Origin of the sequence: Methanoplanus limicola DSM 2279 (assembly GCF_000243255.1) — an archaeon.
In the GTDB taxonomy this organism is placed as follows: domain Archaea; phylum Halobacteriota; class Methanomicrobia; order Methanomicrobiales; family Methanomicrobiaceae; genus Methanoplanus; species Methanoplanus limicola.
In genome coordinates this window covers 921,864-933,477 of record NZ_CM001436.1, presented here as the reverse complement: position 1 = coordinate 933,477, position 11,614 = coordinate 921,864, and the positions used below count along the sequence as shown (strand labels likewise).

At 42.5% G+C, this 11,614-nt stretch carries 9 protein-coding genes; 1 reads left to right on the top strand and 8 read right to left on the bottom strand.

Going from position 1 to position 11,614, the window contains the following annotated elements; genetic code table 11:
• Nucleotides 1–196: 196 nt before the first annotated feature.
• From purL to METLIM_RS15410, 3 genes are all read right to left on the bottom strand, one after another.
• Nucleotides 197–2,269: a phosphoribosylformylglycinamidine synthase subunit PurL gene (gene purL, locus METLIM_RS04535; protein ID WP_004076754.1), complete on the bottom strand. Its 2,073-nt coding sequence runs from the start codon at nt 2,267–2,269 to the stop codon at nt 197–199.
• Between the two features lie 238 nt (nt 2,270–2,507).
• Nucleotides 2,508–2,879, bottom strand: a complete 372-nt coding sequence (locus tag METLIM_RS04530) for a response regulator (RefSeq protein ID WP_004076753.1) — start codon at nt 2,877–2,879, stop codon at nt 2,508–2,510.
• A gap of 153 nt (nt 2,880–3,032) precedes the next feature.
• Nucleotides 3,033–5,972 carry a PAS domain-containing sensor histidine kinase gene (locus METLIM_RS15410; protein WP_004076752.1) on the bottom strand — a complete coding sequence of 980 codons (2,940 nt, stop codon included), beginning with the start codon at nt 5,970–5,972 and terminating at the stop codon, nt 3,033–3,035.
• 196 nt (nt 5,973–6,168) lie between these two features.
• On the opposite strand from METLIM_RS15410, the gene METLIM_RS04520 reads away from it, so the two are divergent.
• Nucleotides 6,169–6,780 carry a translation initiation factor IF-2 subunit beta gene (locus METLIM_RS04520; RefSeq protein WP_048146207.1) on the top strand — a complete coding sequence of 204 codons (612 nt, stop codon included), beginning with the start codon at nt 6,169–6,171 and terminating at the stop codon, nt 6,778–6,780.
• Between the two features lie 142 nt (nt 6,781–6,922).
• Here METLIM_RS04520 and METLIM_RS04515 read toward each other — a convergent pair whose 3' ends face one another.
• From METLIM_RS04515 to METLIM_RS04495, 5 genes are all read right to left on the bottom strand, one after another.
• Nucleotides 6,923–7,192 carry a DNA-directed RNA polymerase subunit L gene (locus METLIM_RS04515; RefSeq protein WP_004076750.1) on the bottom strand — a complete coding sequence of 90 codons (270 nt, stop codon included), beginning with the start codon at nt 7,190–7,192 and terminating at the stop codon, nt 6,923–6,925.
• A 64-nt stretch (nt 7,193–7,256) separates the two neighbouring features.
• The gene (locus METLIM_RS04510; RefSeq protein WP_004076749.1) at nt 7,257–7,976 is read right to left on the bottom strand and encodes an MBL fold metallo-hydrolase; all 720 of its coding nucleotides are present in this window, start codon (nt 7,974–7,976) and stop codon (nt 7,257–7,259) included.
• Nucleotides 7,973–9,256: an ATP-binding protein gene (locus METLIM_RS04505; RefSeq protein WP_004076748.1), complete on the bottom strand. Its 1,284-nt coding sequence runs from the start codon at nt 9,254–9,256 to the stop codon at nt 7,973–7,975. Before METLIM_RS04505 ends, METLIM_RS04510 begins: the two co-directional genes overlap by 4 nt.
• Before the next feature lie 280 nt (nt 9,257–9,536).
• A complete protein-coding gene (map, locus tag METLIM_RS04500; protein ID WP_004076747.1) occupies nt 9,537–10,430 on the bottom strand; it encodes a type II methionyl aminopeptidase in 894 nt (297 codons plus the stop codon).
• Nucleotides 10,427–11,563: a M24 family metallopeptidase gene (locus METLIM_RS04495; RefSeq protein WP_004076746.1), complete on the bottom strand. Its 1,137-nt coding sequence runs from the start codon at nt 11,561–11,563 to the stop codon at nt 10,427–10,429. Before METLIM_RS04495 ends, map begins: the two co-directional genes overlap by 4 nt.
• Nucleotides 11,564–11,614: the final 51 nt, after the last annotated feature.

Here is an 11,614-nt window from a genome sequence, read left to right as displayed (position 1 = left end):
ATTTAAGGCACCGGCAGTTCTTTTTTGCAGGAGGAATTACTGAAGTGCTGATAATATTATCTCTGGAGGAAAAACTGTTTTTTAATCCTGTGGTATTTATGTTTTATTATTGTCTGAAATAAAGTTTTTGGGTTTAACCCCCGCATCCTGCAAAGGTTAATTATTTATGCATTTTTATCTATTTTTCTACGTTCACTTAGAATTTCATCAGGGAGGTTATGGATGAAAGTGCGGTTTCAATCTCATCTTTGCTGACTGAAATTACACTGTCATCTGTTCTGATGATAAGTCCCTCTTCACAGACTTTTCCGATTTCATGCAGTTTTATGCCTGTGCATTCCGGAGTTTTGTCATATGCGATCAGGAATCTGCCTGATGATTCTGAGAAGAGCTGTACGGCCGCGTCTCCACTTATGGTTATATCAGCACCCGGACATATCTCGATGATTGATGCCGGTATTCCGCCTTTTGAGATGTCTGATGCTGAATATATTGCTCCGGTATTAATCATATTCCTGATCTCTTCAAGTATTTTTACGTCCGGAACTTCAGGTCCTTTTCCGCCGCATCCTGTTATGTAGTCAAGGATACTGCCTCCCGTTTCGTCCCTGAACTCTCCGGCCACTGCAAGCGTCATTCCGGGAGATGCCATTGTGAACTTTCTGACTTCTCCCCTTCCTGCCATCCCTATACATGGTGTCGGCGGGATGCTTGTGCCGAACTCGTCAGATTCATTGTAAAGGGATACATTTCCGCCTACTACAGGTATTCCAAGCGTTCTGCACAAATCTCCCATACCCCTTACTGATTCGCTGATCTGCCAGAAGATCTCCTCATGTACAGGGCTTGCGAAGTTGAGGCAGTTTACAACGCAGAGCGGCTCAGCACCGAGGCAGGCAAGGTTTGCTGCATTCTCATATACAGTCTCTGCCGTCCCTTCATATGGCTTTAAGCGGATTCTCTCCGGTGAACACCCGCATGAGAGGAACAGGCCTTTTCCGTCATATCTCAGGCATGCCGCACCTCCGGCTGTGGAGACTGTTCTTAACTGGACATCGTGGTCATACTGGCTGTATGCCCAGCTTTTGTCAGCGATGTCCGGGTGTGCCAGAACTTTCAGGACCAGTTCTTTTATATCGGATTCCGGTTTACTGTAGCTTTTTTCAATGTCGTAAGGTTTAGCCGGCCATTTTTCGTCCGGAGTTCCGCCTACCAGGAGATCTACGGGCAGGTCACAGACTACCTTGCCGTGGAATGTTACAATATACCTGTTCTCTTTTGTGACTTCCCCGATATCGCTCCATTTCAGATCATACTTCTCAATAATGGCGGTAAGTTCATCGACATCGTCAGGAGATACTTCCATCAACATTCTCTCCTGTGATTCCGCGAGCATGATTTCAACTTCGTTCATGCCACCCTCGCGCAGATGTACGCGGTCAGCAGCGATCCTTGCGCCGAATGTGCTTGACATCTCAGAGGATGCACCGGCAAGTCCGGCTGCGCCTAAATCTCTGCATGAGAGGATCTTTCCGGTCTTCTCCATCTCAAGAGTGGCATCTATCAGGAGCTTTTCTGTATATGGGTCGCCAACCTGTACGGCCGGCCTGTCCTCTGCCTCAGATTCTTCTGAGAGATCCCTTGATGCAAATGATGCACCGCCGAGTCCGTCCCTGCCTGTTGATGCACCGTAGAGTATAAGCCGGTTTTTAGGCCCTTTAACTCTCGCGGTCAGGAAATTGTCAGGGGATACCTCTCCTACACAGACGACGTTTACAAGCGGGTTTCCGCCATAATCCCTGTTGAATGTAAGCTCGCCTCTGACAACCGGAACTCCGATGCAGTTCCCGTAATCGCCGACTCCCTGGACGACATGCTCGAAGAGATATCTGTTCTTCTCTTCTGAAAGGTCACCGAAGTAGAGGGGGTCCATAAGTGCGATGGGCGTTGCACCCATTGAGATTATATCCCTTACAATTCCGCCGACACCTGTTGCGGCACCGTCATATGGATCAACATAACTTGGGTGGTTATGTGACTCCATGCCGATTGCAATGGCTTTGCCTTCGGAAAATCTGACGATTGCTGCATCATCGCCAGGCCCCAATATGACATTTTCGCCCTCTGTCGGGAGGGTTTTAAGCAATGGCTTTGTGGACCTGTATGAACAGTGTTCACTCCAGAGGTTTTCAAAACATGCGTTTTCAAGGGCAGAAAGCGGCCTCTTCAGGCAGCCTTCAATATATTCAATATCCCGCGGAGATAGCATAACTGAGTAAATATCTGTATCTACAAAATGATAATATCTGCTGATAATGTCCGGAGTGTAAGGGAAAAAAAGGTCTGATTTTTATCTTTTTTCCGGACTTTGATTCCTGCTGAAAAAGGCAGGGTAGTTCATTTATTTGGAGAAGAACCATTTATTTTATATCGGGTGCCCGGTTCAGTGATTATTATTTCTCACTAAATAATGCTTATTTTTAGTTTTATTGGCTTAATATTTGGTTTTACCTGTTAAGGGCAATTTCAATGCCCATTCTCAGTTCAAAATCTTCAAAAGGTTTTGCTATATATCCGGACGGCTTTGTCGCAAGTGCCCTCTCAATTATATCATCTTCCATATGTGAACTGAGGTAGATAAACGGAATTTCTGCATTTGCTGATTTTATCTCTTCGATTGCTTCAATACCATCAATATCACCTTCAAGGGTTATATCTACAATTATCAGGTCAGGAATAAATTCTGCTGCAACTGTGATGCCATCTTCTCCTGATTTTACAAATCTGCAGTTTGTATAGCCCATATCTTTTAAGCGCCACATTATCAGTTCTGAAATGATTGGGTCGTCTTCAATGATTAGAAGTTTTTTATCTGACATTTATATCCTCTTATTCTTTTTTGTTTATTGATTCTATATCTTTAAATGATGTTTTTTCTGATCTCTTTAGTAACCGGTTCTATCTGTAATTTCTATAATGGTGCTTTAATTATGTTTGTGATGACCCCTTCTTTTTTATTTCTGCATCCTCAGTTATTCATGATATCTGATGCTCTCACGCGGAATCCTTATCTCAAACCTTGCACCTTCTCCTTCTTTTCCTGTCTCTGTAATTTTCATGCCTGTTATATCGAGTATCTCTTTTACAAGGAATAATCCAAGCCCGGTATTGGTTCCAAACCCATGCTCAAATATCTTTTTCTTGAACTTTTCAGGGACGCCTATGCCATTGTCACTGAATATAAGCGTGCCGCCGTCTGAATTTTTCTCAAATGTGACATCTATTTTAGTGACATTTTCTCCATGCCTTATGGCATTGTCCATAAGATTGAAGAATATCTTTTCAAGCATCGGATCGGCGTAGATATCAAAATTATCCAGGTATACGCTGACCTTAACGTTCCTTAACTGTGCCCTGGCGCGGGCTGAATTAACTACAGAAAGAACATTCTGCCATATTGGTGATTTAACTCCGATATTCTGGTAATCCCTTGTAAATGTGATCTGGTCCTGGATGTTGTCTGCCGCCTGGCGTATCAGTTTTACATAATGCTTCAGTTCGGGATTTCCTTCTGGTGTTTTTTTGTCAAGGAGGTCGGTAAAACCTTTTACGCCGGCAAGGTGATTGAGGATGTCATGCCTGGTTATGCTGGACAGGAGGTTTAATTTCTTGTTTGATTCAAATAGTGCATTCTGGTAATTTCTAATCTCAGTTATGTCGATCATTATTCCAACAATTCTTGTCGGGATTTCCTGTTCATCCCATTCTGCAACCTTGCCTAGTACATTTATCCATTTGTGGCTTCCGTCCCTGCATTTCATCTTATATTCAGATTCAAAATGGCGGCTTTCCCTGGAATACTTTTTCTGGTCAACATCAGTTATGTCTGAAAAGAAGGCCATTATATCTGAGAAGAACTTAAGCTGCAGTACTTCGCGCCAGGACTCGTTATTTTCATTCTGCTCTGACAGGGAGCATCTGAATAATTCCTGATAGTTACCTGCAAAGAACATCTCGTCCTTCTCCATATTCCAGTCCCAGACACATATCCCGGCACCTTCTATTGCAAGATTGAGCCTCTGTTCACTCTTCCTTAGTTCTTTTTCTGCTTTTTTAATCCCGCTTATGTCTATTGCAGCACCTCTGACACCTTTGCATTCTCCCTGTGCACCGATGGGGCTTAGGTATATGAGGAGTGGCAGACTTTTATTGACTGATGTTACTCCAGTGTATTCCCTCCCTTCATCAGATACGTTTGATGCTTTTTCCGGCAGTATTGCTAAAAATTCCGACATTAATTTTTCTTTTTCACTGGCACATACCAAATCTGTGATATTGAGTTCATAGTCCGGTTTATCAGCATTTATCGCGAAGGTCCTGAAACCCATCTTATTCAGAAATGTTATCTTCCCTTCCCTGTCAGTCTCAAATATGGTCTGGGGCAGAAGATCAGTCAGGTTCCTGAACCTTTTCTCGCTCTCGGTAAGTGCCCTTTCGCTCTTTTTACGTTCGGTTATATCTCTGATTATCGTTTGAATTTTTTCCTCTGCCGGATCAATCATTTTTGAGCTCATCTCAACATTTAAAATATTGTTGTCGGCCGAAAGTATGGTTGACTCAAATAGTACGCTTTTTCCGGATTTTATCTCATTAATTATTCTGTTTATCCTTTCTTTTTCAGATTTCGGGAAAAAATCAAGTATATTTCTGGACCTGAGTTCATCATTTCCGGTCTTTAATAGCCTGTGTGCACTCTCATTGCCCTCGAATATTTTGCCTGAAATATTGTGTGTAATTATAGCGTCAATTGAGTTTTCAAAGAGTGTTTTAAAATTCTTCTCACTGTGTCTGAGCGCTTTTTCAATATGTTTCCTCTGGCTCAGGTCAAGTGCAACACCTCTGAGTCCCTGGATTTCATTATTTATGATTATATAGCTGAAATGAACAAGTATTGGAACTTCCCTTTTGTCAGGTTTGATGGCTCTGTATTCGACTGAACCAATTATTCTTCCGTTCATGAACCATTCAAAATTATTCTGTGCCCTCTGTGAATCTTCAGGTACAATTACATCCCATAACTTCGTTCCCGATGTCAGTTCTTCAGGTGATCTTTCGAAGATATTCATGGAGTACCGTGTGGCATAGGTGAAATTTCCCTCCCTGTCAAGTTCAAAAATTACCTCCGGAAGCTGACTGGTAAGTTCCCTGAGTCTTGTCTCACTTTTCAGCAACGCTTCTTCGGCTTTAACGCTGTCAGTTATATTGTGCAACAGGATCTGGCATGTTCCGGTTTTTTTGTCAATCTCCTTTCCGTAGATTTCGACCCATATTTCCTGATTATTATCCCCTGTAAATTTTAATTTTGATGATTCCATCTCCGCTTTTGTGTTGTTTTCCTTTATCTGTTCAGGACTTTCCGGGTTAATTCCTATATCTGAAATATTTTCTCCAAGTATTTTTTCCTTTTTTATGTCGAGAATTTTTGTTGCTGTCTCATTGATGAAGAGAATTTCACCATCTCCTGAGCAGATAATTGTTCCGTCCGGAGAATTTTCAAATAAATTCTCGTAAAATTTCCTGCTTTCCTCAATCTCCTTCTCTTTCTCCTTAATCTCCTGAATTACTATTGAAAGCAGCAGCCCTGTTGTGATATATGCAAGAAATACAAGCGCTGATGATAATATATCTCTCATCCCGTCTGAAATGGTGGCCATTGAGACCAGAAGATAGCAAAATCCTGTTGCTACCGAGAGTGTAAACCCTTTTTCCGGTATAAATACGGAGAAGAATATTACGGGGAATATGAATATATGGGCAAGATAAAACTGAAGAGGACCCGCATATATGTAGAGGTTTATCTCTGAAGTCAGAATTAAAAATGATAATACTCCTGATAAAAGAAGGATGGATTTATCTTTGGATATTGTGGGTGGCTTATCTGCCTGTGCGCTTCTCTTTTTAACTGAAGACATTTGTGTATTACATCCGTATTTTTTTGTTTCCCAGCTGCACTGGATCTGTATTTATTGATAATTTGCAGTCTGCTTATTAAATCCTGATTCTTAAAATAAATAATAATTTTTAGCACTGTATATTTCACGGGATTTTTTCACTTTATCTTTCCTTAAAAACAGGTATTAATTACAGATGCACCCGAATATATATTACATGACTGATTCGTATGAGGCACTTTTAAAGAAGGCATACAGCAATATCACGGAAACCTCCGGTGATGAAGGCCGTTTCACTGTCCCTGCGGCCAGGGTGTATATTGAGGGCAAAACCACAATTCTGGAGAATTTTTCGGAAATTGCATCAACTCTGAGGCGCGAGCAGGAACATCTTATGAAATATCTGCTTGGTGAGATAGGTACTGCCGGAAAGATCGAAGGTTCAAGGGCGATATTTAACGGTAAGTTTGACCAGAGCCAGATAGCAGGGCTGATATCAAAATACACTGAGGATTATGTTATCTGCTCTGAGTGTGGCAAACCTGATACGCGCCTTGTAAAGGACGGCCGCATTCTTATGCTTCGCTGTGATGCCTGCGGAGGGCACAGGCCTGTAAGAAAGAGAAAATCAAAAGCGTTTGACCCTGCAAACAATGTCGAGGAAGGCAAAGAGATGGACGTTGAAATCCAGTTCCTTTCCAAGAGGGGAGACGGCGTTGTAAAGATTGGCAAATATACCATGTATGTCAGCAAAGCAAAACCAGGACAGAAAGTAAGGGTTAAAATTACAAGGGTTGCAGGCTCTATTGCCTTTACAGAAAGAGTCTGATATTTTTTCTTAAATATCTGAAATACTTTTTTAAAATATCTCTTTAATGTTTCAGTTTCCGCATGGGAAAAAATATTTTTGTCCGGAAGAAGCTGCCGGAAATATTTATGCTTTAAAGTAACTGTTACTAATCTGCCTTTATTCAGGCTTTCATTATCTCTGATTTGAGATAATCGCAGTTTTCACTGATCTTTCCTGCGGCTTTTAAGACCGCCCCTACAGGGTCCCCGCCTTCTTTTACAGTTACTGTCAGAATCGGGTCAGTAAACTTAAATCTGCTTGAATAGTTTGCTACATCAACCTGCGGATCTTTTAATATTTCATCAGAGAGTGCATTCATGAAGGTGTGTCCTTCTCCCACAAAGAGAATCCGGACAAGATCTTCTTTAAGCTCTAAAATTTTGATCTCCATAGACAGCCATATATTTGGTTTTTATCTGAGTATATATCTTTGGTCTTGGCCTGTTATGAATTGTTTAATATATGTATATTTCACCGTCTTTTGCGACATTTTTCCAGGATGACGGGATCCTGTGGCTTAAATGGATAAACCTGTGCTCTTTTGCCCCAAGTTCTGCTGCAAGTTCGGCGGCATCATCATAATTCATATGCTTCCCTATGTGGATGCCGGGGGGCATGAGAGCGTCAAGAAAGAGCATGTCACAGTCTCTGAAAAGCTCTTTTGTTCTCTTTGGGATGTTTTTTGCCGTGTCTGCAGTATAGCCGATCTTTTTCCCGTTTACTTCCATTAGTATGCCGCAGGTGTAAACCGGAGGATGGTATACTTCCCCGAATGTGTATGTTACTCCGAATAACTCAAACGGCTCATAAGGCTGTACGTAATTCTTATCTATCTTTAAAAAATGGAAAAAATCGGATACATCGCTCAGTATCCCTTCCGGGCCGTATGCGGGCGGGAAGTCCTGGACCCTGTAGAACTCGTTATAGCCGGCTATGTGGTCGTAGTGGGCATGTGTCCAGAGGACTGCATCAATATGTGGTGATCCTGATTTTAAGAGCTGGTATCTTAAATCAGGTGATGTATCTATGAGCACATTTTTTCCTTCCGAACTGATAAGCATGGATGTCCTGAGTCTCTCAGTACCTGTTTTAACGGCCTTAAGGCAGTTTTCACAGTCGCATCCCACTCTGGGTGTACCTACGGTATCACCGGTTCCAAGGATTTCTATCCTCATGTTGAGGCGCCCTGCCTTATTATGTCCCTGCCTTTTATGATCTCCATTCCCTGCTCAATGTCGTTCTCATTCATCTCGTAACTGTCACGCATAAGAGCGGCAATCAGGGACTCCTTTATCATGATTCTCAGGTCCGAACCGGAGAATCCTTCGGTCTCAGATGCGAGTTCATCATAATCACAGAGACAGGTGAGGTTCTGTGTTATCTTTTTGAGGATCTCCTTTCTTCTCTCGTAGTCAGGGAGGGGGAACTCAACGACATCGTCAAAACGTCTCCATGCCGCTTCGTCAAGAATTCCCGGATGGTTCGTTGCGCCTATTAACAGAACTCCGTTTCTGACAAAGCTTAGAGTGTCAATATTTTTAAGGAGCATATTGACTGCCCGTTTCATTGCGCCGTTATCATCTGTAACTCTGCTCTTTGCGACAAAGTCAAATTCATCTATGAAAAGTATGCAGGGTGAGAGCCTTCTTGCAAGGTCAAAGATGCGGTCGATATTCTTGGATGTCTCACCGAGATACTGTGAGGTCACCATTGCAAGCCTGACTTCCAGAAGCGGCATATCCAGTTTTTTTGCCATTGCAAGTGCAAGGGAGGTTTTTCCTGTGCCTGGAGGGCCGACAAAGAGAAGTTTTCCTATCTCGTAAATCTTTCTCTCTCTTAAAAATTCCCTGTTTTTTAAGGCTGTATTGATCTTTTTTATCGCCTCTGTCTGCCTCCAGGTGCAGACGAGATCATCAACTGTATTTTCAATCTCTTCAGGAGAACTGATTATTATCAGATTTCTTGCGGTTTTTAACTCTTCATCATCACCGATTAAATCTTCAATCTTCTTCTCAAGGTACTCCCTTGAGTTCAGGTAATCGGGTGATGCTGACTTTGATTCACTGTACGATATACCTTCAATTCCTTCTTTTTCCATCAGGTAGGATAATGCGGGGTTTAAGAGGGCGCGGTCATCTCCGGTAGTTTTGTAAAACCATTTTACTGCCGGAGATAATGAGGTTATATTCATCCTTTTTCCAAATTCATCACATTTTACGAAAGGATTTTTCTCTATAATCTCATATGAACCTTCAATATCAAGAATATTTTTTATCAGTGTTTCGCTTATTATCAGCGGTCTTTCAATATCCAGTGATAAACCGTTTTTATCTGCCATTTTCCAGTATTTTTTTGGCAGGTCTGTTTTATTCAGTTCTTCAAAGTTATTTACCGACTCCGCTGTCAGGAGAAGTTCTAGTATTTCTATTATTCTGGAATTTTTTTCTTCGGACATGCGTGTAACATATAATGTTATAGCCTTAATGCGATAATAGTATCTTTAATGGTTGATTGGCCGGAAATACGGTCTTTATTGGTTTTAATCGCTCTTTATTTCTTAAAATATGGGTTTTTTTCCGATGCCGGTCTATATCGTGATGTTCTGTGTGGCATTTTGTTTTCTCCGGATCTCTATTTCGGGGGCGGTTTTTCCGGAAGTATGCCTGAAAAAACAGATTTCTGTTATCTGTCTTTAACTATTGCAGGATCGTATGCAGTTACTCTCTTTATAACTGTTATATTCTGTTGTTCTCTGCTGTGGTTACCAGGCATCCGTCTCCTGTTACAATGAGGGTATGTTCAGCCTGTGAGACCAGTGATCCGCTGATGTCATGAAGAACGGGATACCCGCGTAGTACTCCGTTTCTGATCAGTTGTGCAAGTGCCATGTCGGATTTCTCACTGTAATAATGCCTGCGCGCAAAGGGCAGACTGTTCTTCTTCATTATCTCCTTGTAAAGCCTTTTAGCGGCGGGCATCCTGACGGGCCGTTTTGCGATCTGTGAAAAAATTTCAACCCTTGGTGACTCTGATACGTGACCTGTTCCTGTTGTTGCAAAAGGTTCTATTGCGAAGGTCATACCTTCCTCAAGTGTTGTACCGCCGTTTATTGCAACATTTGGGATCATCGGTATCCCGTGGAGCATATAGTGGTCAAGACCATGCCCTGTCAGGTTTGAAACCGGTTTAAAACCTCTCTTCTCTATCTCATTCTGGACCGCCGCACCGATCTCACCCGTTACAATTCCGGGTTTTATCATTCTTATTGCTGTGTTAAGCGCCTCTCTTGAGGCTTCTACGAGCAGTGCGTTGTCGCCGAGATCAACTGTTCTGGCAGTATCTGCAACATATCCGTCGATATGGACTCCGAGGTCCACCTTTACGAGATCTCCTTCTTCAAAGACCCTTTCATCTCCCGGTGATGGTGTGTCATGCGCTGCATCGGCATTTATTGATATATTCAGCGGGAATGCAATCTCACCGCCCATTTCAATGATCTGGTCTTCGCTTGCTTCAACCATCTCTGCGATTGAGACGCCCGGTTTTACTCTTGCTGCTGCATCTGTGAGGCATTTGTACGCTATTTTTCCGGCCAGCAGATATTTTTCCTTAATTTCTTCTTCTATCATAATATTAACTCCGCAGGATAGTCTGTAAAGCAGTCAAAAGAATTCTCACAGACCATCCCTATGTCTTCTATTCTGACTCCTCCGATGTCGTTGTAATATAATCCCGGCTCAATTGTTACCACATTTCCGGTTTTAAGAACTGCATCTGTTGGTGATACCGGGGGCATCTCATGGACTGCAAGCCCTACTCCGTGCCCCAGGCTGTGTGTAAATCCTTCATTTCCGGATTCATAGCCCTGGCTTTTAAAGTAAGTGACTATGGCATTGTGAATTTCACTTCCGGAAATTCCGGATCTGACTTTTTTCTTTCCAAGAATCCATGCCTCTTTTACGGCATTGTACATCCGGACGAGTTCTCTGTCAGGTTCGCCCCTGACAAATGTCCGTGACATATCGGCGTAATATCCGGTCTTTGTATCACGCGGGAAGAGATCAATTAATATTGGTTCGTTCTCAACCAATATGCTGCTTCCTGTATTGTGCGGCATTGAGGTCTCCTTTCCGCAGGCGACTATGGTCTCGCGTGCTTCAAATCCCCTTCTCATGAGATAGCAGTGAATCTCACCTCTCAGGTAATCTGAAGTGAGGGGATTGTCATTGTAATATAATTCTCCGTTGTCAGAGACTGCATTTCTGATTATGCCAGCTGCGTAATCTATTGCCTCTTCGGTTGTTTTCTGTGTGTGCCTGATATTTTTTATCTCGTCTTCTCTTTTTACTGCTCTCATCTCTGCCACTGCGGGCCTTCCCAGACTGACTTTGCAGTAATCTTCTAGTTTTCTGGCAAGTGAGAGGGGGAATTCGTCAGGAACGATGATTTCTCCGCCGGCAATTTCCGCAATCATTGCGGCATTTGCATCCTTTGGATCTTTTTTCTCTTCAAAGTGCCTGAAAAATCCAGCATCTCCTCTGCATATTACGGGGCATTTTGCCTCTTTTTTTCCTCTTTCAACTTCCATCTGCGGGAGTATTAACAGTCCTTCTTTTCCGGCTTTTCTGATATATAATACAGGATCAGTGACTGAAAATCCGGTCAGGTATCTCATATCCGGAGATTCGGATGAGGCGTAGATAACATATGCTGATGCGCCTGATTCAGCCAGAAGATTATCTAAAAGGTCTGGAGAGTTCACAGTTTAAGTTTTTGATCCAAAGCCGTAAGTACTTTTAGAATGGGCGGCATA

Coding starts and splice junctions, on each gene's coding strand:
- purL (WP_004076754.1), bottom strand. CDS start 2,269: ATGCTATCTCCGCGGGATATTGAATATATTGAAGGCTGCCTGAAGAGG.
- METLIM_RS04530 (WP_004076753.1), bottom strand. CDS start 2,879: ATGTCAGATAAAAAACTTCTAATCATTGAAGACGACCCAATCATTTCA.
- METLIM_RS15410 (WP_004076752.1), bottom strand. CDS start 5,972: ATGTCTTCAGTTAAAAAGAGAAGCGCACAGGCAGATAAGCCACCCACA.
- METLIM_RS04520 (WP_048146207.1), top strand. CDS start 6,169: ATGACTGATTCGTATGAGGCACTTTTAAAGAAGGCATACAGCAATATC.
- METLIM_RS04515 (WP_004076750.1), bottom strand. CDS start 7,192: ATGGAGATCAAAATTTTAGAGCTTAAAGAAGATCTTGTCCGGATTCTC.
- METLIM_RS04510 (WP_004076749.1), bottom strand. CDS start 7,976: ATGAGGATAGAAATCCTTGGAACCGGTGATACCGTAGGTACACCCAGA.
- METLIM_RS04505 (WP_004076748.1), bottom strand. CDS start 9,256: ATGTCCGAAGAAAAAAATTCCAGAATAATAGAAATACTAGAACTTCTC.
- map (WP_004076747.1), bottom strand. CDS start 10,430: ATGATAGAAGAAGAAATTAAGGAAAAATATCTGCTGGCCGGAAAAATA.